Origin of the sequence: Rhodococcus sp. BH4 (assembly GCF_002079265.1) — a bacterium.
Lineage (GTDB): Bacteria > Actinomycetota > Actinomycetes > Mycobacteriales > Mycobacteriaceae > Rhodococcus_F > Rhodococcus_F qingshengii.
Genome location: NZ_CP014941.1, coordinates 6,260,357 through 6,285,769 on the forward strand (window position 1 = coordinate 6,260,357; position 25,413 = coordinate 6,285,769).

The 25,413-nt window shown below is 62.3% G+C and carries 25 protein-coding genes; 11 read left to right on the forward strand and 14 right to left on the reverse strand.

Features of this window, described 5'->3' with window-relative positions:
* Positions 1–11 precede the first annotated feature (11 nt).
* Together A0W34_RS29030 and A0W34_RS29035 are read left to right on the forward strand one after the other, a co-directional pair.
* Positions 12–836 carry a DUF692 domain-containing protein gene (locus A0W34_RS29030; protein ID WP_058037571.1) on the forward strand — a complete coding sequence of 275 codons (825 nt, stop codon included), beginning with the start codon at positions 12–14 and terminating at the stop codon, positions 834–836.
* The gene (locus tag A0W34_RS29035; protein ID WP_030537467.1) at positions 833–1,159 is read left to right on the forward strand and encodes a hypothetical protein; all 327 of its coding nucleotides are present in this window, start codon (positions 833–835) and stop codon (positions 1,157–1,159) included. The genes A0W34_RS29030 and A0W34_RS29035 overlap by 4 nt, the downstream gene beginning before the upstream one ends.
* On the opposite strand, the gene A0W34_RS29040 is transcribed toward A0W34_RS29035, so the two are convergent.
* From A0W34_RS29040 to A0W34_RS29075, 8 genes are all read right to left on the reverse strand, one after another.
* The gene (locus A0W34_RS29040; protein ID WP_003942478.1) at positions 1,148–1,942 is read right to left on the reverse strand and encodes a family 1 encapsulin nanocompartment shell protein; all 795 of its coding nucleotides are present in this window, start codon (positions 1,940–1,942) and stop codon (positions 1,148–1,150) included. The two genes, A0W34_RS29035 and A0W34_RS29040, sit on opposite strands and share 12 nt — an antisense overlap.
* Entirely contained in the window at positions 1,939–2,997 is a 1,059-nt protein-coding gene (locus tag A0W34_RS29045; protein ID WP_042447536.1) for a Dyp-type peroxidase, read from the reverse strand. The genes A0W34_RS29040 and A0W34_RS29045 overlap by 4 nt, the downstream gene beginning before the upstream one ends.
* 68 nt (positions 2,998–3,065) lie before the next feature.
* On the reverse strand, positions 3,066–4,022 hold the full coding sequence (locus A0W34_RS29050; RefSeq protein WP_081558714.1) for an SMP-30/gluconolactonase/LRE family protein: 957 nt from the start codon (positions 4,020–4,022) through the stop codon (positions 3,066–3,068).
* A 33-nt stretch (positions 4,023–4,055) separates the two neighbouring features.
* The gene (locus A0W34_RS29055) at positions 4,056–5,012 is read right to left on the reverse strand and encodes an alpha/beta fold hydrolase (RefSeq protein ID WP_064688072.1); all 957 of its coding nucleotides are present in this window, start codon (positions 5,010–5,012) and stop codon (positions 4,056–4,058) included.
* 1 nt (position 5,013) lies between these two features.
* Positions 5,014–5,388, reverse strand: coding sequence for a nuclear transport factor 2 family protein (locus tag A0W34_RS29060; RefSeq protein ID WP_003942502.1), 375 nt, complete (start codon positions 5,386–5,388; stop codon positions 5,014–5,016).
* 65 nt (positions 5,389–5,453) lie between these two features.
* Positions 5,454–6,134: a hypothetical protein gene (locus A0W34_RS29065; RefSeq protein ID WP_063315356.1), complete on the reverse strand. Its 681-nt coding sequence runs from the start codon at positions 6,132–6,134 to the stop codon at positions 5,454–5,456.
* A 54-nt stretch (positions 6,135–6,188) separates the two neighbouring features.
* Positions 6,189–7,619 carry an APC family permease gene (locus A0W34_RS29070; RefSeq protein WP_051720950.1) on the reverse strand — a complete coding sequence of 477 codons (1,431 nt, stop codon included), beginning with the start codon at positions 7,617–7,619 and terminating at the stop codon, positions 6,189–6,191.
* 98 nt (positions 7,620–7,717) lie between these two features.
* Positions 7,718–8,440 carry a FadR/GntR family transcriptional regulator gene (locus A0W34_RS29075; protein WP_021332595.1) on the reverse strand — a complete coding sequence of 241 codons (723 nt, stop codon included), beginning with the start codon at positions 8,438–8,440 and terminating at the stop codon, positions 7,718–7,720.
* 201 nt (positions 8,441–8,641) lie between these two features.
* Between A0W34_RS29075 and A0W34_RS29080 the strand changes: the two genes are divergently transcribed.
* Genes A0W34_RS29080 through A0W34_RS29100 form a run of 5 tightly spaced genes read left to right on the forward strand, consistent with a single transcriptional unit; the run spans position 8,642 to position 13,610 of the window.
* Positions 8,642–9,448: a gamma-glutamyl-gamma-aminobutyrate hydrolase family protein gene (locus A0W34_RS29080; RefSeq protein WP_225320216.1), complete on the forward strand. Its 807-nt coding sequence runs from the start codon at positions 8,642–8,644 to the stop codon at positions 9,446–9,448.
* A complete protein-coding gene (locus A0W34_RS29085) occupies positions 9,432–10,205 on the forward strand; it encodes an SDR family NAD(P)-dependent oxidoreductase (RefSeq protein WP_063315354.1) in 774 nt (257 codons plus the stop codon). Before A0W34_RS29080 ends, A0W34_RS29085 begins: the two co-directional genes overlap by 17 nt.
* Positions 10,202–11,578: a glutamine synthetase family protein gene (locus A0W34_RS29090; RefSeq protein WP_054781549.1), complete on the forward strand. Its 1,377-nt coding sequence runs from the start codon at positions 10,202–10,204 to the stop codon at positions 11,576–11,578. Before A0W34_RS29085 ends, A0W34_RS29090 begins: the two co-directional genes overlap by 4 nt.
* Positions 11,579–11,609: 31 nt before the next feature.
* Entirely contained in the window at positions 11,610–13,073 is a 1,464-nt protein-coding gene (locus tag A0W34_RS29095) for an aldehyde dehydrogenase family protein (protein ID WP_197487706.1), read from the forward strand.
* Positions 13,074–13,091: 18 nt separating this feature from the next.
* Positions 13,092–13,610 carry a hypothetical protein gene (locus A0W34_RS29100; protein ID WP_007729094.1) on the forward strand — a complete coding sequence of 173 codons (519 nt, stop codon included), beginning with the start codon at positions 13,092–13,094 and terminating at the stop codon, positions 13,608–13,610.
* A 67-nt stretch (positions 13,611–13,677) separates the two neighbouring features.
* Here the strand turns inward: A0W34_RS29100 and A0W34_RS29105 are convergent, their stop codons facing one another.
* From A0W34_RS29105 to leuS, 3 genes are all read right to left on the reverse strand, one after another.
* Positions 13,678–15,183: an MFS transporter gene (locus A0W34_RS29105; RefSeq protein WP_058037563.1), complete on the reverse strand. Its 1,506-nt coding sequence runs from the start codon at positions 15,181–15,183 to the stop codon at positions 13,678–13,680.
* A 151-nt stretch (positions 15,184–15,334) separates the two neighbouring features.
* Complete coding sequence (locus tag A0W34_RS33845) at positions 15,335–16,051, reverse strand: DedA family protein (RefSeq protein ID WP_442971953.1); 717 nt, start codon at positions 16,049–16,051, stop codon at positions 15,335–15,337.
* Positions 16,052–17,150: 1,099 nt separating this feature from the next.
* Positions 17,151–19,997: a leucine--tRNA ligase gene (gene leuS, locus A0W34_RS29115; protein ID WP_081558716.1), complete on the reverse strand. Its 2,847-nt coding sequence runs from the start codon at positions 19,995–19,997 to the stop codon at positions 17,151–17,153.
* Positions 19,998–20,098: 101 nt separating this feature from the next.
* Between leuS and A0W34_RS29120 the strand changes: the two genes are divergently transcribed.
* Positions 20,099–20,590: an SdpI family protein gene (locus tag A0W34_RS29120; protein ID WP_081558901.1), complete on the forward strand. Its 492-nt coding sequence runs from the start codon at positions 20,099–20,101 to the stop codon at positions 20,588–20,590.
* Between the two features lie 5 nt (positions 20,591–20,595).
* Positions 20,596–21,555, forward strand: coding sequence for a DUF1648 domain-containing protein (locus tag A0W34_RS29125; protein WP_232329957.1), 960 nt, complete (start codon positions 20,596–20,598; stop codon positions 21,553–21,555).
* On the opposite strand, the gene A0W34_RS29130 is transcribed toward A0W34_RS29125, so the two are convergent.
* Positions 21,524–22,219, reverse strand: a complete 696-nt coding sequence (locus A0W34_RS29130) for a FadR/GntR family transcriptional regulator (RefSeq protein WP_047272655.1) — start codon at positions 22,217–22,219, stop codon at positions 21,524–21,526. The genes A0W34_RS29125 and A0W34_RS29130 overlap by 32 nt on opposite strands.
* A 162-nt stretch (positions 22,220–22,381) precedes the next feature.
* Between A0W34_RS29130 and A0W34_RS29135 the strand changes: the two genes are divergently transcribed.
* Together A0W34_RS29135 and A0W34_RS29140 are read left to right on the forward strand one after the other, a co-directional pair.
* Positions 22,382–23,551, forward strand: a complete 1,170-nt coding sequence (locus tag A0W34_RS29135; protein ID WP_003942549.1) for an MFS transporter — start codon at positions 22,382–22,384, stop codon at positions 23,549–23,551.
* Positions 23,552–23,555: 4 nt separating this feature from the next.
* Positions 23,556–24,536 carry a bile acid:sodium symporter family protein gene (locus tag A0W34_RS29140; protein WP_003942582.1) on the forward strand — a complete coding sequence of 327 codons (981 nt, stop codon included), beginning with the start codon at positions 23,556–23,558 and terminating at the stop codon, positions 24,534–24,536.
* Here A0W34_RS29140 and A0W34_RS29145 read toward each other — a convergent pair.
* Both A0W34_RS29145 and A0W34_RS29150 read right to left on the reverse strand, forming a co-directional pair.
* Positions 24,529–24,747: a hypothetical protein gene (locus tag A0W34_RS29145; RefSeq protein ID WP_058227431.1), complete on the reverse strand. Its 219-nt coding sequence runs from the start codon at positions 24,745–24,747 to the stop codon at positions 24,529–24,531. The two genes, A0W34_RS29140 and A0W34_RS29145, sit on opposite strands and share 8 nt — an antisense overlap.
* A gap of 55 nt (positions 24,748–24,802) precedes the next feature.
* Positions 24,803–25,408, reverse strand: coding sequence for a YqgE/AlgH family protein (locus tag A0W34_RS29150; protein ID WP_003942572.1), 606 nt, complete (start codon positions 25,406–25,408; stop codon positions 24,803–24,805).
* Positions 25,409–25,413 lie beyond the last annotated feature (5 nt).

The window sequence follows — 25,413 nt, forward strand, 5'->3', positions numbered from 1 at the left end:
AGGTGACTCGAATGACCCTGCACGGCCTGGGAATCGGTTGGCGCCCCGAGGTCTCCGGAATCATCGCGCAACTCGACGGCCTGGCATTCTGCGAAGTCATTGCCGAATCCGTCGGAAACGAGATACCGCCGCACCTCGGCTCGCTGGGAGTTCCGGTGATCCCGCACGGAATCTCGCTCTCACTTGGCGGGGCCGAGGCGGTAGATCAGGCACGGATCGATCACCTTGCGCGTGCATCCCAGCTACTGGGCGCTCCCTTGGCGAGCGAGCACATCGCATTCGTGCGTGCAGGCGGCATCGAGGCCGGGCACCTGCTCCCACTTCCGCGCACCTACGAAGCCGTCGACGCCCTGGTACGCAACATCACCCGGACTCAGGACGGTCTACCGGTGCCGTTCGCCGTCGAAAACGTTGCCGCCCTGTTCGACTGGCCGGACGACGAGTTGACCGAAGGGGAGTTTCTCGCGGAGATCGTCGAGCGCACCGGAGCCCTGCTGGTTCTCGACATCGCGAACGTCTACGCCAACGCTCTCAATCGCGGGCGTGATCCCTGGACCGAGCTGAGCCGGCTGCCACTCGAACGAATCGCCTACTGCCACATCGCCGGTGGCAGTCTCAGCGACGGAAAATACCACGACACGCACACCGACCCGGTGCCCGAAGCCGTGCTGGAACTCCTTGCGCAGTTCACCGCCGCCGGTCACCATCCCGCGATCATGCTCGAGCGCGACGGAAACTATCCGCCGGCACTGGAATTGCTCGACGAGCTCGATGCCATCGCCGACGCAGCTGGTCTGGATCGCATCACCGCGGGCACCGACTGGTCACGCACATGAGCACGCTCGGTGAGCGTCAAGAGGCGCTGATTCGCGCACTGGTGGCGGGTGGCGAACTGCCCGAAGGCTTCGACAAAGACGAAGCCGCCGTTGTCTCGGCGGCACTGCTCCGAAAGCGCGCAGGAGAAGTGGCGCACCACCTTCCGGTCGTGCGCCACACCCTCGGCGATCGTTATCTTCAGTTGTTCACAGCGTGGGCGGGCGGACGGCCGAAGACGTCTTCGCGTTCGGATGCCCAGGCCTTTGTCGCCCATCTCCAGGACATCGGCGAACTGCCTCGCCCGCCCTGGTATCAGAGGTTTCGAAAGCTCTCACGCAAGTGAGACAACAGCTTCGCTGGTGTACATGAGGAACGTCATCGATTCCTGGAAGTACAGCTCGACGGAGTTCGCATCGTGCGAGAGATAGCCGATGGACAGGTCCTGGCCCAGATGCAGTTCGTAGTCACCGCCACGCGTCGACAGCAGGAAAGCGCCGTCGATGGCCGGGGCCCAGATGATCTCGCCGTCGAGGACGCGTCGCAGGTGCTCGCGGATGGGGTAGCCGTGATCGGAGGTCTCGTTGATCGCGGTGAACGCATCTGCATTCAAGAGCAGTGAGTACGGTCCGTTGACACCGGCCAAGCGCAGCGACGTGATCGCCTGGCTGATGGCTTCCGGGTAGTCCTTGGCGTCGATGGGTAGCTTCAGTTCCGGGTTGGAACCGCTGGCCCGCACGCCGGTGATGCTGGCTGCGGGGTATCCCTCGAAGATGGCGCGGTCCTCGGCGAACGCGATCTGCTTGGCCGCGTCCTTGACGGGCTGCCAGTCGGAGTCCTTGGCGCCGCGTTCGACGTCGTCGATGGCCTGGCGGCTGACGGTGAACGGGACCCGCAGTTCGATGATCGGCTGGGACTGACGAGCATGTGCGATGACGCCGTCGGCCAAGGGATTGATCGGCACCTGATGCCCGAGTGGGATGGCCGCGAGATCGTCACCCGACGGTCCCTCCACATCCACGACACGACGACCGGCGACGTGACGCTTGAAGGTACGGCTCGCCTCTTCCTCGATCTCGGCCCAGGCTGCTGCCGAAATGGGTGCTAGGTCGCGGTGCAGGTTTGTCATTGCTGGGCACTCCTTTTGAGGCTGCCGATTCCGAGAGAACCGTCAGAGATGGGCGCTGTGAACGTCGCTTCGGGAACGAGCCTGGTCGGCAAGTCCGGGGGATCGTCGAGAAAGTCCGCCGTCGGAACGAAGAAATTGATTCCGGTGACGGCGGTGGAGAAATCGAGAATGCGGTCGTAATTGCCGACGGGATTCCCGATGAACATGTTGGTGAGCATCTGCTCGGTGACCGTCGGCGACGCCGAGTAACCGATGAAATAGGTACCCATCTCAGCGGAGCCGACGTGGCCGAACGGCATGTTGTCCCGCAGAATCTGGATCTGCTCACCGGATTCGTCCTCGATGACGGTGAGTGCGGTGTGGGAGTTGGCCGGCTTGGTGTCGTCGTCCATCTCGAGATCTTCGAGCTTGGAGCGTCCGATGACGTTCTCCTGCTCCTCGACGGGCAGGGAGTTCCACTCCGACATGTCGTGGAGGTACTTCTGGACGATGACGTAACTGCTGCCTGCGAAATCCGGATCCTCGTCACCGACGGTGACCGCGACGTAAGCGGCCTGCCCGGACGGGTTCTCGGTACCGTCGACAAAACCCATGAGGTCGCGTTGCTCGAAATACTTGAACCCGTGGACCTCGTCGATCACCGACGCGGCCCCGGCCAACCTGTTGGTCACGACCGTGGCGAACTCGAAGCACAGGTCCATCTGACGGGCCCGGATGTGAAACAACAGATCGCCCGGCGTGCGCGGGGCGTGGTGTTTGTCACCGGTCAACTCGACGAACGGATGCAATTCCGCCGGCCGTGGACCGTCGAAAAGTCGGTCCCACGCATCCGAACCGATGCCGACGACGGCAGCCAAGCCACCGGCGGGAACCCGGAATCCGATCGAGCGTTGCAGCCCGGAAATATCCGCCAAAACGTCGTGAACTGCCTGCTCACCACCCTCGTCGATGGTGAAGACCAGGAAGATCGCAGCTTCCGTGAGCGGGGTCAGCAACGGCTGCGGTATCGCGGGAAGGGCCACTTCGGCCTCGTCGATCTCACTCGTTTCCGCCATGCAGACCAGTATGGACGATTCCGGCAGTCCCGGCATCAGTAGTGGGTAAGTCGCGTCAGGGTGTCGCGTCAGGGGGTTGCGGCCTGGGCGCCCGCGTCGAAGCCGGCCGGAATCTCGAAGATCTTTCCGTCGAACCCGGCGCGGTAGAGATGCCCGGCCGCGAACCCGGAATTGCCACGCCCGTAGGTCAACACACTCGACGCTTGCAGTCCGCTGGTGAGCGAGCAGTACTGGCCGGGTCCGTCGATCCGCCACACCTCACCACTGATGTCCGTGGGAATAATTGCGCGATCTCGCGAGTCCAAGGTCAAACCATCTGGGGCAGAAAAGGTTTCGAAACCACCGAGATCGACCAACGACTCCGAATAAACCGGATTGTCCACGGAGATGCGGCTGACACCCGGGTTTGCGAACGTGCGCGAAACGTAGAGCCAGCGATTATCGGCGCTCAGGGCAGCGCCGTTTGCACTCGGGAAGGTTGCCCACGCCGGGTCGACGGAACCATTCGGGCTGACCTTTCCGATCAGCGAACCGAAATCGTTGGTGGCGTAGATCGTCCCGTCGTGCGCGACAGCAAGGCCGTTTGCAGCGCTCAGACCACCGGCTATCGGCGTCACGGCGCCCGAGTTCACGTCCACCCGCGCGACCGACGCAGCACGCGTCAGATCGCCGATCAGCACGCCGGCGTTTGCTCCGGTACCCACCAGCAGTGAACCGTCCGTGCTCCACGCGAGTGCGCCCGCACCGCCGGGAACCGTCGCGATCGGAACTGCGGCCTGACCAGGCCCGTCGACGCGGAAGATCCGCCCACTCACCAGGTCGGTCGTATACAGGCGCCCTTGCCCGTCCACCGTGACACCCTCGAGGGCAGCACCCGGAATCTGGGCGCTGAGTATGGCGGGTGACGATCCAGGGCAAGGCGGAGCGGCGGCGGCACCGGACACGCCCAGAGCCAGAAGCGAACCGGCAACAAGAGCACCGGTGATACCTACCCGAATACCGCGATCGAAGATCCTGGTGCGCATCTGCGCAACGCTAGACCTTCGGCCCGATTTCGCCTAGAGCGACCGAAGGAAAGAGATCAAAAGTTCATTGACCTCGGCAGCGTGTTCTTGTTGTACGAAGTGCCCCGCACCGCCGAGGAGATGTACACCCCGCAGGTCGGGGACGGTGTCCTTCATTCGGTCCAATGCCTTGGGACCGCTCATCGCGATGACCGGGTCTTCCGCGCCCGCAACGAAGAGCGTCGGGACCTCGATGTGCGCTCCGTCCAGATCCGCGCTGCGTTCCCAATTGGCGTCATACGCTCGGTACCAGTTCAAGCCACCGGTGAAACCTGTTGCAGTAAAGGCCTTTACATAGACATCCAAATCATCCTCGGTGAGCCACGACCACGGCAACGCCGGCGCCTCGGGAAGTACGTCGAGATAGCCGTTTCCTTCGGAGGGGTTCTTCCACACATCGAGGTACCGGTAGGCCCCGGACAAGGCGTGGAAGAGCCGCTGAAGGAATTCACTCGGACGGGCGTCGAGTTCGCGCTCCGCGACACCCGGTTCCTGAAAATAGTGAATGTGCAGAAAGTGCTTTCGCGCCAAGGCGGCGTAGATCGTCGAGGGCTTGGCCGGGAATCTGTCCGGCGCATAGGGAACCGCCAAGGAGACCAGTCCCGCAACGCGATCGGGGTGACGAAGCGCTGTCGTCCACGCGACCGGAGCGCCGAAATCGTGTCCGACGAACACCGCTTTGTCGATTCCGAGAGCGTCGAGTAGGTCGATCAGCCGGTTCGCGACGGCGTCGTTGGTGTAGTCCTCGATCGCGTCGGGGCGGGTAGTGCCGCCGTAACCGGGCATGTCGAGTGCAATCGACCGAAAACCCGCTTCCGCCAACGCTGCCGACTGATGGCGATAGCTGTATCCGAGGCCGGGAAAGCCGTGGCACATGACCACAGCTGTCCCGGAACCGGAATCGTCGATCTGCCAACGGAATCCGTCGACGTCGATCGTCTTGACCGTCATGTCAGGCGGTGATCATGTCTTCCTGGTTCCAGAATGCGCGCATCGACAGGATCTTTCCGTCGTCGTCGAAGGTCATGACGTCGATGGGTGCGATGGTCAGGGTCTGCTCGCCGAGCTTGGTGATCAGCGAGAAGTGGAATGCCGCTTCGTTTCCGGCGATGCGGAGGGTCTGAAGGTGAGCTTCCTGGTCGAAATTCTCGATCACGGAGTAGAACTCGAGAATGGACTCGCGGGTGGTGCGCACGTCGGTACCAACCGGGTCTTCGACCGTTGCACCCTCTGCGTACAGGGCCACAACCTGGGCAGCAGTGCCCGTCGCAACGGTCTCGATGTAGGCGTCGACGGTCTTGCGGATTACCTCTGCGGACGGTGCCATGGTCTACCCCTCGTAGTTAGAACAGGTTCTAATTCTGAGGATAACCTACGACTCTGTTCCACGGGTCAGCTTTCGAGCACCTTGCGCAGGCGAGCCTTCTTCCGGTTCTCCCGCACGATCCAGACGACATCGGTGTCGTCCGACGCCCCCAGGGAGACGAATGCCGGCAGGGCATTCTCCGGATCCGCCGCAACCGCGACACTCCAGCAGTATCCAAGCGCCTGCCGGAGAGTCCGTGTGTCGGCCTCGCGACGAGAATCAGCTGGTTGCGAGACGATCCACTCGGTAGCGTCTCGGCACACCTGAACGGCCAGCGCAGCGTTGGTCTTGTCCTTCAGCAACCGTGGCTCGCAGATCCCCGCAGCCGCTGCGCGCAGCGTCAATGGATGGGCGGACCGTGACCACTGCTCGATGATCGCCCGCAATAATTGCGGATCCGTGTCACCTATCGCCTGAACGGCCATCGCGGCAGCTTCACGTGCGCGCCACGACGCACTGGTGGTCGCCTCCGTCAAGCTGCGGAGAACGGATCGCTCGTGCGAGCGAACGAAGATGAATCCGAGCCCGACGATCCCACAGCAGCGGATGTATTCGTCCTCGGACTCCGCTGCCAGCAGGATGTCGCCGTCATCGGCGCCGCGCGCGAACTCGAGCATGAGCCCAAGGTTCGCGCGCGGGCCGGGCAGTCCTGAACGCTCCGTCAGGTAACTCCACAGTTCATCGCCGTCCAGATCCGCGAACGTCATGGGAGTCCTGCTTTCTCGAGTGCGGGTGCACCCATCATTTCACCGAAAGCCCTCTCACGACGGGAGTTCGAAGCTCACTTGCTTCCGTCGTCGCGCATAGAGGAATCCACCGACAAACGCGAGCACCAGCACCCCGGTCATCACCACGGCCAGAATGTTGCCGCCCAGTAGGAGCGGAAGGTTTCCGGCAATGGCGATCGCGAATCCGATCAGCCCGACAAGGCCCAAGCTCGGGGCAAGTTTGGTGTGCCAGAATCGCTGATCGACCTTCGTACGATGAAAGAAGACGAGCACCGCAAGGCACGTGAGCAACATGAGAGCCACGATCCCCACCGTTGCAACGCCGGCGAACCACGCGAAGATCTGTGTCACCGGATCCAGACCGATGACGATGCAAGCTCCGAGAAGTACCAAAGCACAGCAGGATTGCACCACTGACGCGATGTGCGGCGAACCATGCACGCGGTGCGTCCGCCCACCTGCGCCCGGCAGAACGCCGGTGTTCGACAGAACGAAGATGTATCTGGCCAAGACATTGTGGAGAGACAGAACTGCGGCAAAGAGACTGGACACCAACAGAATTTGAATCAGGTGGGCTGTCACCGTTCCGGCAAAGTCGGTGGCAGTGGTGATCAGCATGCCGTCGGGGTCAGTACCCGCAATGTCCACTGCACCCTTGTCGCCCCAGGCTGTCACAACCGCCCAACTGGAGAGAGCGTAGAAGCCGCCGATGAGGATCAAGGCGGCGTATGTCGCTCGCGGGATAGTCCGCGCGGGATCCTTCGCTTCGTCACGGAAGATCGCCGTCGACTCGAACCCGATGTAACCGGCAAGCGCGAATACCAATGCGACGCCGGGGGATCCGGAGAATATTTCCGACGGAGAGAACATTGCTGTCGACGGGCCTTCCGGACCACCGTCGGCGACGATGAAAGCGTCGAGTACGACTACGATCCCGACCTCTGCGATCAACAGGATGCCGAGCACCTTGCCCGACAATTCGATATGACGAAATCCGAGGACGGCTACCAGAGCCAACGAGGCGAGCGAGAAGATCCACCACGGCACCTCCGGACCACCGTAGGAGGTGATCAACGAACTCATTGCCGGGCCGAGGTAGCCGTATACGGCCAATTGCACTGTGCTGTAACTGACGAGGGCCAACATCGCACTGCCGACGCCGGCACCACGGCCGAGACCATGTCCGATGTAGAGATAGAACGCTCCGGTTCCCGGGATGTAACGCGACATCGCGGTGAACCCGACGGCGAAGAGCAGAAGTACACCGGTTGTCACGGCGAAGGTCATGGGGAAGCCCGCACCGTTGCCACCGGAAATACCCAGCGGCACAAGACCACTGATCACAGTCAGGGGAGCAGCTGCGGCAACGACCATGAGGACTATCGAGCCGGTACCCAGCGAGCCTCGAAGAGTTCGGTCATCGCCGGATGCATCACGTGAAGCATTGACGGAAGTATGGGTCATACGGGCGATGTTAGAACCATTGAAGTCGATTCGGGACCCAATTCACAAAACTTTTACTTGCGAAAAACGGGACGAACCGTCCGTTCGTCGCGCTCCCGTCAGCCTTCTTCCTGCAGCGCCAAGCGTTTGAGCTCGTCTTTTGCGTGCAGAATGTGACGTTCCATTGCCTCCGCCGCGCGAGCGCTGTCGCCCCGCTTGATCGCCTCGAAGATTTCCTTGTGCTCCACCCTCGAAGCCTCGACCTGGTCTTCGAACACGAGATGATCGACGGGGACGAACATTTCGCCGCGAGCCTCGACCACAGCGGCCTCCAACCTGCTGTTTCCCGCCGCTCTGGCGATACCGCCGTGGAACCTGGCGTCACAAGCCCGGAACGATCCCCGACTTCCGGAAACCCCCAATTGCTCAATGGATTCGAGCAACTCGAGAAGATGACGATCGGTTCGCCGGACCGCCGCGAGGCTTGCCGTGCGCATTTCCAACCCGATACGGAGGTCGACGATCTCGTCGATGTCTGCTTCTCGCGCTTTCAACTGGCCAACCCAGTCTTCATAAGGCCTGGTCAACTCCGAAACGAACGATCCGCCCGTGGCTCCTCGCCGCACCTCGATGTATCCCATCGCCTGAAGGATTCGGACCGCTTCTCGCACACTGACTCGACCGACTTCGAGTTGCTGAGACAGTTCACGCTCGGACGGCAGGCGATCACCGGGGCTGAGCGCGCCGCTGTGAATGAGCAGTCGCAAGCGTCGAGCGATATCCTCCCCCAACGTCGGTGCACTGACCATGAATTCGATGGCCGGCAGCTTGTCGATCTGCACGTCTCGTACCCCCTACTCGGTGCCTGGACCGACTCTTCAGCTTCGTCCTCGTACGCTTCGTCACGGGCTGCAAAATCGAACGCTCCCATTCGCAACTGTCCTTGAATAGATACAGCAGCGCGCGGCACTTCGAACCCGTTACCCCAACTTTACAAGCCAAACTCTAGCGAAAAGCCATTCAATGGTTCTATGCTCGCTCCTATGACCCAATTCACGATGACGGCGGAGGCACTCCCCGCCATGCCCCTGATCGGAGTCACCGGCCGCGTCGACCGCGGCGGGCCGTCACTACCCAACGTCGTCGGCGACGCGTTGATGGAAATGTTCTTCACCGATTTTCCGTCGAAGATCCGCGCCGCCGGTGGTCAACCGATCCTGCTGAGCATCCACAGTGATCCGCGCCGAATCGTCGAGCATCTCGACGCCCTCGTCCTCAGCGGTGGTTCCGACGTGGACCCCAGGCGATACGGCCGCACCCCCGGCCCCAACTCGTCACCCATCGACCCCGCTCGGGACGAATTCGAGTTCGCCCTGGTCGATGCGGCCTGGGAAATCGGACTGCCAATCCTGGGAGTGTGCCGAGGACACCAAGTCGTCAATGTCGCCCGCGGCGGCACACTGGTTGCCGACCTTCCGACCGACGCCGGTGAGGCGCACAGCTTCTTCGGCTATCCGCGTTCCTACCGACCACAACAGGTCGCCCTTGAATCCGGCTCCATCCCATACAGTCTGTACGGCAACAGCATTCACGTGAACAGCCTTCACCACCAAGCCGTGGACACCCCGGGGAGCGGGCTTCGGATCGTCGGACGCGCGCTCGACGGCGTCGCCGAAGCCATCCAGGCCGCCGATCGCCCCGTGGTGGGCGTGCAGTGGCACCCCGAATTCTTCGTCGAAATCGACCCGCTCTTCTCGTGGCTCGTCGACGCTGCAACCTCCCGTCGGACCAATTCTTCTCACCAGATCGATCATCACAGAATGGAAGACAACAATGTCACGTACGCATGAGAACAAGGTTGCCCTGATCACCGGTGCAGGCTCCGGAATCGGCCGCGGCATCGCGCTGCGCCTCGCCTCCGACGGTGCCCGCGTCGCGGTCGTGGACCTTCACATCGAAAGTGCAAAGGAGACCGTCGCACTTATCGAATCGCAGTACGGCACAACCGCGCTCGCCCTTGAGGCCGATGTGCGCGACCGCGCCGCCGTGAGCGCCGCTTTCGAAGCCACCGTCGCCGAATGGGGACGCTTCGACTACCTCGTCAACAACGCCGGCCTGATCACGATGAGTTCTCTCGAGAACCTCACCGACGAAGAGTGGGACCTCGTCCTCGACGTCAATCTCAAGGGCATGTTCATCGTCACGCAGATCGCCACCCCGTACTTCCGCGACGGCAACAGCGGCGCTGTGGTGAACTTGTCGACGGTGGAAGCGGACGTGGTCGTGTCCTCCCAGGGCTTCGCACAGGTCCACTACAACGCGTCGAAGGGTGGAGTGAAGATGCTGACGAAGGCTCTGGCCGTCGAACTCTCGCGGTACAACGTACGAGTCAACGCGATCGCCCCCGGGCCGGTCCCCACCGCCTTCCTGCCTGGCATCGACGTCTCCTCCGGCGAAGTTCTCGACTTCATGAAGTCCAGGCTCCTGGTGCCGCGCGTCGGCCGCCCCGAGGACATGGGTGCTGCAGTCTCCTTCCTGCTCTCCGACGACGCCTCCTACATCAGTGGAGTCCAGCTGCCCGTCGACGGCGGATGGCTTGCCCGATGAAAGGCCGGCTCACCACGGCCGAGCTCGCCGAGTCCGACATCGACACCGTCCTCATCGCCGGTATCGACCTCTACGGACGGTTGATCGGCAAACGAGTCCCGACGCGAATTTTCCTCGCGAACATCGACGAGGGTCTGCATGTGTGCACCTGTGTGTATGCCTGGGATGCCAGCCAACGCATGGACAAACTCGTTGTCGACTACGCCGGCGGACACACCGGCTGGCATGACTTCCGCCTGCAACCTGACCTGGGAACACTGCGACGCGCGTCGTGGCTCGAGTCCACTGCCATCGTCATCGCTGACTCGGTCGACGAACATACCGGCGAGATGGTCCCGATCGCACCGCGCACGATCCTGCGCAAACAGATCGACAAGCTCGAAGCTGACGGCCACACCGTCTACGCGGCAACGGAACTCGAGTTCCACCTCTACCGAGGTACCCCCGACGCATTGCGGCGCAGCGGCTATCGGGATCTCGAACCCACCACCCTGGTGCCCTCGGATTACACCATCACCGCCGGCAACGCGATGGAACCTTTCTTCCGCAAGGTACGAACCGCGTTGGAGGAGAGCGCGATTCCCGTGGAGGTCTCTCAGGTCGAATACGGCCTGGGCCAGTGGGAGATCAACCTCGAATACGGAACCGCCCTCGAGATGGCCGACCGCCATGTGCTATTCAAGCAGGTCGTCCACGACGTCGCTGCGGCAGAAGGGCTCACTGCTACCTTCATGGCACGTCCGAGCACCGACGGCATGGGCTCGTCGTGTCATATTCACGCGTCCATGCGGAGCGACGACACCTTCCCATTCCACGACGAAAGCGCAGAAAACACCGCGAGCGCCGAGCTGCTGCACGCCGTCGGCGGAGTTCTCGAGCACTGCCCGGAACTCATGCTGTTCTACACGCCGACCATCAACTCGATGCGCCGGACCAGAGCCAGCCACGATTTCTCGGGGAACGGCTTGACCTGGGGTTTCGACAACAGGACCACCACCTGCCGACTCATCACCGGGGCACCGTCCGCCAACCGTCTCGAAATGAGACTGCCAGGGGCGGACGCAAATCCGTATCTCGCACTGGCCGCAGTCTTGGCATCGATGAACGACGGTCTGACACGAAAGCTCGATCCCGGCGCACCGGTACGACGCGACGGGTACAGCGACACAGACACACTCGAGAAGGTGAAGCAACAACCGCTGCCCGGCACACTCGACGAGGCGGCGCGTGCGCTCGAGGCCAGTGAGTTCGCACTCGCGGCGTTCGGCGCCGAGGTCGTATCGCACTATGCGGCGGTCGCCAAGGACGAATGGGATTCCTTCATGTCCGCGGTCACCGACTGGGAACGCGAACGCTACCTCGACAACATCTGACCTACAAACGATTTCGCCACGAAGGACAGTCATGACCACTTCATGCTCACTCGTGCCCCAGAACAACACGATCGACGGAAACGTCGAAACACCGGCTATCGACCTCGGCGAATTTCTCACCGATCCCGACACCGGAGAGAAACTGCAAGCCCAACTCTCGTCCTCCACCGAACAGGTGGAGAGGGCGATCACCGCCGCGACAGAACTTCACCGATCGGGTGTCTGGACCCGTCGATCGGTCGCCGACCGGGTGCGCCTACTCGAGAGAACGGCTGAACTTGTCGAAGAACGGACTGCGGCGATCGCTCGTGAGGACTCCAAGAACAACGGCCTTCCGCTTTCGATCAGCACACTTTTCGCCGGCGGACTTCCCGATCTGTTCCGCAGTGCTGCAACGCATCTGAAGAACTCCTCCGGGTTCGAGCAGTTGCCGTCAGGTGCACATTTACATCGGCTGGCGTGGGGCCCGACCGCTGTGATCGCACCGTGGAACGCACCGAGCTTCATCACCGCCAAGAAGACCGCATTCGCTTTGGCCGCAGGTGCTCCGGTAATCGCCAAGCCCTCCAACTGGGCACCGTCGGGTCCCAACGTGCTTGCCGAGGCGATCTCACGTGCCATCGCCGAAGTCGACGCGCCGAAAGCTCTGTTTCAACTCGTTCACGGAGGCGGGGACGTCGGGCATCTACTGGCCTCCGATCGACGAATCCGAGCACTGGCGTTCACCGGCGGCCGAGCGGCCGGTAGTTCCATCGCCGCTGCAGCTTCTACCGATTTCAAGGCTCTTCAACTCGAGCTCGGCAGCAACAACCCCGTGATCATCCGCGCCGACGCCGACATCGATCTGACTGCCGCCGCACTCGTCGACGGGTTCACCAAACTCAACGGGCAATGGTGTGAGAGTCCGGGAAGCGTCTTCGTGCCGCCGCACCTTCACGACCGGCTTGTCGACGCAATACTCGACCGCACGGCCGAAATCGCACTCGGCCGAACCGATGACGCCAACACCACGATGGGTCCGCAGGCGAACGAGCCTCAACTCCAACGGATGCGGGATACCGTCGAATTCCTCCGTGGCGTGGGCGGCACGGCCGTCTCGAGCACCCCCGTGCCTGACGATTCCGGATGGTTCTTCCCACCGACAGTGGTGCACGGAATCTCGTCGGAGCAGACCAAATCGGAGACCTTCGGGCCGATCCTGACGGTGCACCGAGCATCAACCGACGAGGAAGCTCTGCTCGAGGCCAACGCTCTCGATACCGGCCTGGCCGGATACGTGTTCGGCGCCGACGTCGACGCCGCTCGTGAACTTGCGACCCGAATCGATTGCGGTGAGAACAAGATCAACAGCACCAGCCTCCTGGACCTAGACGACCACTCGACCCAGAGTTTCTGGGGCGGAAGCGGTATCGGCGCACACGGCGACGCAGAGCTTCTCGACTTCTTCCGGGGATCGAGAATCATCGGGGTCGATGCGCCCGGACTTCCTCTCTAGGCGGAGGAGGTCGAGGAAATGGGTGAAGCGGCTCGGGTGGGCACCGATACGAGTCGGGTGGGCACCATGGTGGTCGAATGCCACGATACCGCGGCGGTTCTCGCACGTATTTCGTCGCTGGGGTGGAAGCTCGGCGTCGAGGTCGTCAGCCTGTCTACATGGGTATCCGTGACATCGCCGGGAGTCACCGGAATGTCGATCGCGTACCGTTGCCCGGCAACGATCTCCGACGCCATGTTGATCAAGCGTCTCAACAAGATCATCGGGATAGTTCGCATCAAGACGGACCACGGCCCGTTCGTTCCGGTGACACCACAGGTCGGCCTACACGTCACCGCGACTTTCCAACGCGTCGATCCAGTGGCGCTGGTGGCGTACCGGCACGGCGCAACTGTGTGCAGTCAAGCGAACAATGTTCTGTCGGTACAACTCACCACCACCCGATCGATCGCGGACACATTCGTATCTGATCTGGCACAGGTCGCAGAGCGTCCGCTGCGGGGTGAGATCTCGCTGCAGGAGATTCATCTTGCATGACGTCGAAGTGCCACCACGGCGATGTGCGGCTACGAACGTTGGCCAGTAGCCGCACATCATCGTGTGATCAGTGAGCAGGGAGGAGGGACGTCTCCTGCTGCACACCGTCTTCTGCGCCGATCTGGACGATGTTTCGAGGCAGGAACACGGCTGCGATCGCGCCGAGAACTGCTGCAGCAGCACCGATCAGGAACGCGATACGCATGCCCTCGTCGGTGTAGAACACAGCGCCCTCCATCGCCATCGCGATGTGCGAGTTCAAGACCGTGAAGGCGATGACGGGAAGCACTGCGGGGAAGATGCTCTGAAAGACCGCAACCATGCTCGCCGTGGTTGCCTGCAACTGCGGCGGCACTGCCTCGATGAGCAGGTTCGGGATGGAGGCGTAGCCCATACCCATACCGACACCGAAGATTCCGGCAAAGATGATGAGCAGAGGCTTGTTGTCGTGAATGGTGGCCGTCAACGTGAATCCGACTGCCATGAGTATCATTCCGATGATCATCAGCAGACGGGGCCGGATGTTGCGCCCCACGAGGAAGCCCACGATCAAACCACCGACCACCACCATGCCGCCAAGGGGCGCCTGGAAGATCGCGAATCCCTCTGCCGTCACGCCGAATCCGTATCCCAGGCCGAGAACTGCTGGGGTCATCACCATCATCGGCAGCAAGATCGTGAAGACTCCCGACGCGCCGTAGCAGAACCCGGCACCGACGGCGGTGAGCATCACCGAACGCTTGCCGAAGTAGCGCAGGTCGATCAAGGGCTCGCGGATGGCTCGGGCAGAGGCAACCCAAGCCACCAACAGTGCGACGCCGCCGATCAGGTAGGCCAGTGTCGAACCGTTCTTCCAGCCCCAGGTCGGTCCGAAGCTGACGCCGATCAGAATTCCGGCGATGCCCGACCCGAGCAGTACCGCACCGATCAGGTCCAGCGAAGAGCGAAGTCGGACAGTTGATTCCGCCGTCGAAGCGAAGATCATGCCGCCGAGGAGAACCAGCCCGACGACAAAGAACCAGAAGATGCTCCGGAACCCGTGGTTGTCGATCAACCAACCGGTGAGGAACGGCGCCGGGATCGCAATCAAACCCATACCGGAAGTCGCGATACTGACGGCCAAGGCAACAGTTTTCGGCGGAAAAACATCTCGAATGAGGGAGTAACTCAGGAACAGGCAGGGAACCAGCAGACCCGTCAGCGACCGGCCCAGAATCAGGATCGCGTAGCTCGGCGCTATCGCCGAAATGAAGGATCCGACCGCCGCGCCGGCGACAGCCAAGAGCAGGACTTTTCGTTTGCCGTACATGTCGGCGAGCTTGCCGAGCAGAGGAGACGCGACCGCCCCCAGCAGCAAGAACGACGTGAGCAGCCAAGCTCCCTGCGTCGTTTGATAGTGCACCGAGATCGCAGGGAGAGCAGTGGAGATCATCATGTAGCTCACTGCGAGCATCTCGAGAAGTAGAACAATCGACGCCAGGGAGAACACCAGTCGCGGAGTCCACCGCTCCGGTATCGATGTCGGTTCGGGCAAACTGGGAGACGAACCGTCGCTGTGGACATGAGACGCCATGGCTGGAAGATCCTTTCGGGAACACCTACGAATTCGATTGACCCTCTGTCGAATACCGTCGACGGGGGCCTAGCCGGGAAGTGCAATGGAACGACAGCTACCGATCTCGGTAACGTGTTACCTGCATCACAGCCCTCGCGTCGACCGCGCGCTACAGAATGTTCCGCGGAGCGGGACAATCAGGACAACGACTGATTGGCGACGGTGCACCAAAAGGACTGCGGCGGTTCGATTGTGAGCAAAGGCAACTACTCTGCGGAGTCGACGCGCGATTAACCCGGGCTGAAAAGCAGTGACTCACGCTTGCCCACACCACCACAGACAGAAATGTCAACGCCAGCGCCAGCAGTCCGACTACCCCCACTCCTGCAGCTACGCGCTCGTACGCCGCTCCAGCTACTGCCCCGACTGACATCCACGTGCACACCCAGGCCATCGCAGACGGCACTTGCGCAACGGCAAACCTCCGATAGCTCGTCCCGACGGATCCCACCAGACGCGGTGTTACGGTCCGGACTCCAGCCATCCACTGACACAGAACAATCGCTGCAGCGCCATGCCGTTCCACCAGGCTCAGAGCCCGTAACTCCATCGATTGAGAGAGTTCCATCAACCGCGACCATGCCCGCGACCGGTCGGCCCCACGGGCTCCCGTTCCCGCGAGTGGACTCACTCTCCTGAACCGGCGAGCACGTCGGCCTCGCACGTAGGCAATATGCCCTCCGGCAATTTCACCGGCGATCGCGACAAGACACGCTGCGACTGGGTGAACGGCACCCGTGCTTCCGAGATACCCGAAAGCAAGGACCGCCGTCACACCAGGAAGAATGATCCCGACCAACGTGCCCACTTCCGCCATGATCAGCATCCCACCCGCCGCGAGCAACCAAACCGGGGGCAGCCCGGTCAAGAGGTCAGCAGAAATTCGCACGAGTCATCGGCTGCCCACATCGGTACACAACCGCCGGCGGTGCGTTACGCCAAATAACCGGTCCACACGAGACGTCGGTGAACTTTTCGTTCAGTGCAATTCGGAATCCCTGGGCTCTCGGTAGCCAGCGCGCGTGGGGGTAAGCGAGAAGGCTCGCCTGCCCGCCATCCGTGAGCAGGGTCGCAATTTGATCCAGAATCAGACACTGCTTTCCGAGATCGATGAGCGACCACGGGAGCGCACAGACGATTGCGTCAACGCGTTCTACTCCAGCGGATTTCAACAGGGCGATCAGATCACAGGCGTCGCCCCAAATCGCCTCGATGCTTGGCCTCGTCCGACACAGATGCCTCACCAGTTCACGATCAACCTCGACCGCGATATGACGGCCGCTCCTCGGTATTCGTGAGGAGATGGCGTCCGAGACAGAACCTGTCCCCGGACCCAACTCGACGATCACAGGCGCGCCGACCGCTGGTACGACCGCCGCCAGTTCCGCTGCGACGGAGGGAGAACTCGGCGCGACCGCGCCCATGGTAAACGGCTTCCGGAGAACAGCTTTAGTGAATTGCCAACCTATGTTCTGGTTCGATGTCATCGCGTCAACAATCCTCAGAACGAGCCGCGCCCACATCGTCCCCTGGGGTTGAAATTCACACGATTCGCTCGGGGCTTGCCCCTAAGGGCCGATACCTAAGGGATTGAAACACTCTCTCAGGGCATCGCCTAAGGGTCACAATATAATTCATCAATAGTGACTCCGTAATACCCGGCGCTCCCCTGCTCGAACAGATCGAAGTGAGGTGGTGTTCGCGTGCCGCGAAGCGATGACACTCGTTCTCCAAGTGGAGTATTCAGATTGTTCGAAGATCGCAGCTTGAATCGGAAACTGGATCGGAGATTCGATCCGGGCGATCACCCACGACGCCTGTGAAGACTGGCAGCACATCTGTGGCGCCCAGATACGCACCCAGATACGACTGTGCGCCGTTTCGGTAGCGGTTACTACCAAAACGGCGCACAGGGGCCGAAGGCCCTACAGAACTATGTTCACCATCTTGCCCGGCACAACGATCACCTTGCGGGGTGCGTTGCCCTCGAGCAGAGCGACGATCTTCTCGTCGGCCAGCGCAATCTCTTCGACAGCCTTGCGATCGGCATCCGCCGGGACGCTGATGCGGCTACGAACCTTGCCGTTGACCTGGATCGGGTACTCGACGGTATCCTCGACGAGCCACTTCTCCTCGACTGCCGGGAAGGGTCCGTGCGCAAGGGATTCCGTGTGACCCAGACGCGACCACAGCTCTTCCGCGAGGTGCGGCGCCAGGGGAGCGAGCATCAGCACCAGCGGCTCGACAGCAGCACGCGGCGCACCGCCCGGGAACGCCTTGGTGAGGTGGTTGTTGTACTCGATCAGCTTCGCGGCGGCCGTGTTGTCGCGCAGCGCCGTGTAATCCTCGATGACACCGGAAATCGCCTTGTTGAGCGCACGCAGCGTCTCTTCACCAGGAGCTTCGTCGGTGACACGGGGCTTGCCGGTCTCCTCGTCGATGACGACGCGCCACACTCGCTGCAGGAATCGCGCAGCACCGACGACGTCCTTGGTAGCCCACGGACGCGAGGTGTCCAGCGGACCCATCGACATCTCGTACACACGCAGGGTGTCTGCACCGAACTCGGCGCAGATCTCGTCCGGCGCAACGGCATTCTTCAGGCTCTTGCCCATCTTGCCGTACTCGCGGTTGACCTCGGCGCCCTCGAAGAAGAACTTGCCGTCACGCTCGACGACCTCTTCTGCCGGCACGTAGACGCCGCGGGCATCGGTGTACGCGAATGCCTGGATGTAGCCCTGGTTGTAGAGGCGACGGTACGGCTCGCTCGAGGACACGTAGCCCAGGTCGAACAGAACCTTGTGCCAGAAGCGCGAGTACAGCAGGTGCAGCACTGCGTGCTCGACGCCGCCGACGTACAGGTCGACTCCACCGGGATCGTTGGGGCCGTGCAGTTCCGGACGCGGGCCCGTCCAGTACGCCTCGTTCTGCGGGTCGCAGAAGGCGTCCTGGTTGGTGGGGTCGATGTAGCGCAGCTGGTACCACGAGCTACCTGCCCACTGCGGCATGACGTTGGTGTCGCGGTGGTAGGTCTGCAGACCGTCACCGAGATCGAGCTCGACGTTGACCCAGTCGGTCGCCTTGTTCAGCGGGGGAGAGGGCTCGGAGTTGGCGTCGTCCGGATCGAAGGACACGGGTGCGTAGTCCTCGACCTCCGGAAGCACCACGGGCAGAGCCGAATCCGGCAGAGCGTGTGCGTTGCCGTCCGCGTCGTAGACGATCGGGAAAGGCTCGCCCCAGTAACGCTGACGCGCGAAAAGCCAATCGCGCAGCTTGTACTGGATGGTGCCCTTGCCCTGGCCGCTCTCCTCGAGGCGACTGATGACGGTCGCCTTGGCCTCGGCAACGTCCAGCCCGTCGAGGTAGTCGGAGTTCACCAGCGGGCCGTCACCGGAGTACGCAGCCTCCGAAACATTGCCACCGGCAATAACTTCGAGAATATCCAGACCGAACGCGTTCGCGAACTCCCAGTCACGGTGATCGTGTCCCGGAACTGCCATGATCGCACCGGTGCCGTAACCCGTCAGAACGTAGTCGGCGATGAAGATCGGAACCTTGTGTCCGTTGACCGGATTGACGGCGTAGGAACCGAGGAAGACGCCCGTCTTCTCCTTGTTTTCCTGGCGCTCCAGGTCGGTCTTGGCGGCAATCGACTTACGGTATGCAGCAACAGCTTCCGCCGGAGTCGTGGCACCGCCAGTCCAGCGCGCGTCGACACCTTCGGGCCACTCGTCCGCGACGAGCTTGTCCACCAAGTCATGCTCAGGAGCCAGCGTCACATAGGTGGCGCCGAACAGCGTGTCGGGGCGCGTCGTGAACACATCGACGCCGTACTGGCCTGCGGCAAAGGTAACTTCGGCGCCATAGGAGCGTCCGATCCAGTTGCGCTGCATCGCCTTGACCTTGTCCGGCCAATCCAGGTACTCGAGATCGTCGACCAGGCGATCGGAGTACGCGGTGATGCGCATCATCCACTGCTGGAGGTGCTTACGGAACACGGGGAAGTTTCCGCGGTCACTACGACCGTCGGCGGTGACTTCCTCGTTGGCCAGCACGGTACCCAAACCGGGGCACCAGTTGACCATCGAATCCGACTGGTAGACAAGGCGGTACGAGTCGACGACCTTTGCCTTCTCGGCGACTGTCAGCGACGCCCACTCGCGTCCGTCTTCCAGAGCGCGCTCACCGGAATCGAACTCGGCTTCCAACTCGGAGATACGACGGGCCTTGCCTGCAGCCTTGTCGTACCAGGCGCCGTGGATCTGCAGGAAGATCCACTGCGTCCAGTGGTAGAAGTCGACGTCCGTCGTCGCGAGGCTACGACGCTCGTCGTGCCCCAGACCCAGGCGTCGCAGCTGGCGCTTCATGTTGGCGATGTTGGACTCGGTGGTCGTCCGCGGGTGGGTACCCGTCTGCACGGCGTACTGCTCGGCCGGGAGACCGAAGGCGTCGTAGCCGAGGGTGTGCAGGACATTGCGCCCCTGCATGCGATGGAAGCGCGCGAAGACGTCCGTAGCGATGTATCCGAGCGGGTGACCGACGTGCAGACCCGAACCCGAGGGGTACGGGAACATGTCCTGAACAAAGAGCTTGTCGGCGGGAACACCGTCGGGCGAGGAGAGCGGACCGACCGGATTAGGCGCGTTGAACGTGCCGTCCTCACTCCAGCGGTCCTGCCAGTGCTGCTCGATCTGGCCGGCGAGCTCCGCGGTGTAGCGGTGCTGCGGAGTTGCGTCGGCTGGTGAATCGGGGGACTGCGGAGACTCGGTCACTGTGGTCGCTATCTACTTGGCTGACGGAAATACCGATAACCAGGGTAGAGCCTGTGCGACCCGGGCATACCATCAACTCCACTCGCGCCTATCCTGTATGGGTGATCGTTGTCGCTGTGGTGCTATTCGTGCTCGCTGTCGCCGTCGGTGGAGTTGCTGTCGCCGGACTGATCGGCAAACTCCCGCGCAACCGCTGGGCCGGTGTCCGCACCGAGGATTCCCTGCGGAGCGAGGAGTCGTTCGCCCTCGCCAACAAGGTGGCCGGTCCGACCATGCTCGCGGCCGCTGGAATGTTGGTCATCGGCGGAGTCGCAGCACTGACCATCGGCGGAGTCTTCGGCATTGCCGTCGCGATCATCGCCGTCGTCGTCGCCGTCCTCACTGCCGGTTTCGGTGGCGGCATCGGCGCCCGCGCTGCCGCCGCACTCCCGCAGCAGAGCGGATGCGGTAACGACTGCAACTGCGGCGGACACTCCGAGCCTGTCGCCGAGCCGGTGGCGGAGACCTCCGAGGCCAAGGCGAACGCTGCCGCTTGCGGCACCGCTTCCTGCGGTGCCTGCGCGCTCAAGGATGCTTGCCAGCCGGCTCATTGATTCACGTGAAACATCGCGTGGTCGACCCGGCCGGGGTCGTATTCGGGCTAGTCGTTCCGCTGTTGTGTGCGGTCTTCGGCTTCGTCCTGACAAAAATTTGGGAGCCCCGCCTCCCGGAACAGATCGCGACTCACTGGACCACCACCTCGCCGGACGGATTCTCCACCCCGTCGGCCAACGCCTGGACCATTGCACTTCTGACGCTGCTCTTCGGTGGCGGCCTGAGTGCGATTGCTGCTCTTGCTCCCGCGATGCTGATGATGCGCCGATTCATGTTGGTTGTCGGGCTGAGCGTGGTCGGGCTCATCACGACAGTGAACTTCGCTTTGCTCTACACCCAACTCGATGTCACCGATCCATCCACGACGTCACTCCCGCTGTGGTCTATCGGTGTCGGCTTTGTCATCGGCGGGGTGCTGGGGTGGATCGGCGCCTCGTTCCTGCGTGACTACCGCGTCCGCACTCTTGCCACGATCGAACCCTCGGCCGGGTTGCCGCGAAGCCCCTGCGCTCTCCCCATCTCCGACGACGTCGGATTCAGCACCAAGGGGTCGGTGATCCTCACTGCGATCACTCTGGCGCCCGGAGTCATCATGGCGTTGGCGATGCGGTCACTCTGGCCGCTGTTCATCTTCGGGGCACTCGGACTGCTCGTCGTCAGCCTGGTTCGCTTCCGGGTGATCGTCGACGAACGGGAAATCCGGGTGATCAACATGGGGATGGCTGCGATGACCTACGGCATCGAGGAAGTTGTCGGAGCCGACGTCGCGGAGATCAAACCGTTCGCGGACTTCGGCGGCTGGGGACTCAAGACCAAGGGTCGTCGTAACTACGGCGTCGTCACCCGCACCGGGCCAGCGGTGGTCATCACGTTCGCTTGTGGCGACCGACTCACGATCACGACACCCGGAGCCGAAGACATCGCCGGGTCACTCAATCGATTGGCCGACGCCCGGACTCGGTAACCGCCGAGCCTGAACCGATCGCTTCCTGAGTCTTCTCGAGATACCCACACGCCGCAGCCCTGGCTTTGGTGACATCGCGTTCGGCGATGGCTTCGGCAACTCCCTGATGATGCGAAGACGTCAGCGACGGCGGATGCACCCCTTCGGTCACCTCGTAGGTGGCTCGAACTGTTTCGAGGATTCCGGCAAACAGATCTTTCAGCACGGGATTGTGGGCGGCATCGACAACGGCAATGTGAAACGCGAGATCGACGTCGACGAAGTTCTCGGCCGGGACGTCACGCTTGGTGGCCAGCTCACGAAGTATCCGGACGTCGTCGTCGCTGCGACGCTCACACGCCAACCGGACCGCTTCCATCTCGAGCGCACGACGCACTTCGAAGACGTATTTCATCTCGTCGACGGACGCGTGTCTGCCGAGCAGTCCGCCGATGTCGGTCCGAGCGCGCACGAAGGTCCCCGATCCGCGACGGATCTCCAGGACTCCCGTCGAGGTCAATGTCTTGATCGCTTCGCGCACGGTGTTCCGGCCGACGCCGAGAACACTCATCAGCTCCGGCTCGGTCGGAACACGATTGCCCACTGTCCAGACGCCGTCGGAGATCTGCGCGCGCATCCAGTCGAGGGATTGCTCGTACGCGGACTCTTTGCGAACAACGGTCATCAGCTCATCCTCACAGCATTAGCGGCGATCATTCCACTCACCTACGATACGTAGGACGACCCATGTATTTTCGCACTCTGTCTTCAGGAGGGGCTTCCCACGTCCGCCACAGCTGTCGCCACCGAAGAACGCACACGCCGCACCAATCGACACTTCTACGGCGTGGGCTACGTCCTCACCGTGATCCTCTTGGGCGCGAACATGCCCACCTCCGTCTACGGGCTCTACCGGACCGAGTTCGGATTCACGCCCACCATCCAGACGCTGATCTACGGCGTCTACGTCGCCGGCCTCGTTCCGGCATTGCTGTTCTTCGGACCGCTGTCCGACGCCCTCGGCCGACGCACCGTGCTCCTTACTGCACTCGCTCTGAGCGTCGTCGGCACGCTCGTTCTGGCATTTGCCGACGCGACGGTGTGGTTGTTCGTCGGCCGGATTGCCCAGGGAATCGCGGTGGGCGCGGCCAGTGCGGCGGGCAGCGCCGCATTGGTGGAGCAGGAACCGAAGTTCGATCACCGACGAGCAGCGCTCGTATCGACGGTGACGGGCGCGTTGGGCGGTGCGCTCGGACCACTCGTGTCCGGTGCAATCGCCCAGTACCTTCCACAACCGCTGCGGTTGCCGTATCTGATCTTCCTCGTCGCGTTCATCCCGGCACTGATCGTGTTGCTGCTACTTCCGCGGATCGGGGACGTCACACGCCCGAAGCGGTTCTTCCAGATGCCACATGTTCCCGCCGCCATTCGCGAGACTTTCTGGCTCAGCTCGCTCGCCGTCGCGCTGTCGTGGGGCGCGGTCGGGCTCTTCCAGTCGGTGGTCCCGTCGTGGATGACCAGCCTGCTGAACATCGACAACCTTCTACTCGGCGGCGGGGCGGCCGCACTGGTGATGATCTGCTCGGTGGTCGCGCAACTCGGCGGAAGCCGCATGGACCCGCGCACGTCCGTCACCGCCGGCCTGGGAATCCTCGCTCTGGGAATGATCGGCCTCCTCGTGGTCGACCTCGTCCCGAGCCTGGCACTGCTTGGCGTCATCACCGTCGTGGTCGGCGCCGGGCACGGTCTGGCGTTTGCCGGCGGCATGAAGCGCGTCAACGCCGCCGCCCGGACCCACGCCCGCGAGAGCCACGGCGGAGTTCTGGCCGCGTTCTTCACCGTCAGCTACGCGGGACTGGCGATCCCGTCGATCATCGCGGGTATCGCCATCACCCTTCAGGGAATGCAGACGGCCATCATCGAGCTGTCGATCATCGGGACGCTGCTGTGCCTGGCGGTGATGGGCTTCAACCTTCGTGGGGCTCGAGAGCCCGCCGAAGCTCGCCGTTATCCTTAGCCAGGTGAAGTTTCTCAGTAGGTTCTACATCGACGGGTTCATCCTCGGCATCATCATCGCCGGCGTGCTCGGAAGTGTGTTCCCGGTATCGGGTACCGCGGAGAGCATTCTGAACTGGGCCACCAAGATCGCCATCGGCTTCTTGTTCCTGCTCTACGGCGCACGGCTCTCGCCGCAGGAAGCCTGGAAGGGCGTCAAGCACTGGCGACTGCACACCGTCGTCCTCGCCGCGACGTTCGTGCTGTTCCCACTGATCGGCCTAGCACTGCGATTCCTGTCGCCGACGCTGATCAGCGACGAGCTCTACACCGGCATCCTCTACATGTGCCTGGTTCCGTCGACGGTTCAGTCTTCGATCGCGTTCACCTCGATCGCCAAGGGGAATGTCGCGGGCGCGATCGTCAGTGCGTCGTTCTCCAACCTGATCGGCGTCTTCGTCACACCGCTGCTGGTGGTTCTGCTGATGAACACCACCGGCCAGGCGACGGTCGACTTCTCGTCGATCCTCGACATCGTCGTGCAGTTGCTGATCCCGTTCATCGTCGGTCAGCTGATCCGCCCGCTGGTGATCGGATGGCTGCAGAAGTACGCCGAACCCACCAAGTACGTCGATCGCGGATCGATCCTCCTCGTTGTCTTCGCCGCCTTCAGCGAAAGCATGAAAGAGGGGATCTGGAGCACCATCACGATCTGGCAGATCGTGATCCTCACAATCGTGTGCTGCCTGATTCTCGCGCTGGTTCTCGGCGTGACCACTCTCGCGGGGCGCAAGCTCGGGTTCGATCTTCCCGATCAGATCGTCATCATCTTCTGCGGGTCGAAGAAGTCCTTGGCAACGGGCCTACCGATGGCGGCTGTACTGTTCGCGGGCCAGCCCGTCGGCCTGATCGTGTTGCCGCTGATGATCTTCCATCAGATCCAACTGATCGTGTGTGCTGCGATGGCGCAACGCTTCGCGAATCGGGATCCGGTCAGCGTCAGCTAGCGAGCAACTCGCCTCGGGTCGCGTCGACGCAGCCACAACCGCCCTGCAGTTCAGCACAATCGATGGACAGCGCATGGCGGACCGATGCCAGGTCGACGCAGTTCGCGCCGGTGCATTCGAGTGATCCGTCGGCATGCCGCAGCAAAGAATCGTGGCAGTGATCGACATCCGAAACACAATCCGCGCACTGGATCTGACGCTCAGCGATCATTGCTGCCACCTCTCTCGAAAACGATGACACAGGAATATCATCGACCTCCGACAAGTCAGTTTCGTTCCACCTCGATGGGGTGGCTGGCCAGCATCGCAACGGGTAGCGGCTGGCGTCGTAGCACCCGTGCCCAGACATCGACTCGTGGCGGCGTCAGCACATCCGACGGCAGCGAGCTGATCACCATCCAGTCTTCACGCTCGAGCTCCGAATCCAGCTGGCCCAGAGTCCAACCCGAGTACCCGGCAAAAATGCGGATCCCTTCGACCAGAGGAGCAATGACCTCCGGGTCCGAGTCCAGATCCACCATGACTACCTTGCCGTCCACCCGCCGCAGGCCGGCGACGCCGTCGATCCGCGCACCGTTGCGAGCGATGCCCAGGCAAAGCGCCGAGTCACGCTTGACTGGTCCACCGATGTACAGGGCCGAAGGATGCGCGGTCAGCGGTGACCACTGCGGCAACACGTTCTGCACGGCCGTCTCACTCGGCCGATTGACGACGACGCCCAGGCTCCCGGCGTCGTTGTGCTCGATCATGTAGATGACGGTGCGGCGAAATGCGGGTTCCGTGAGATCGGTCGACGACACCAACAAACTGCCCGGACGAACCTCCGGTTCTATCCAGGCCATTCGATCCTCGGGTTCTTCTGCGTGCGCCACAAGAA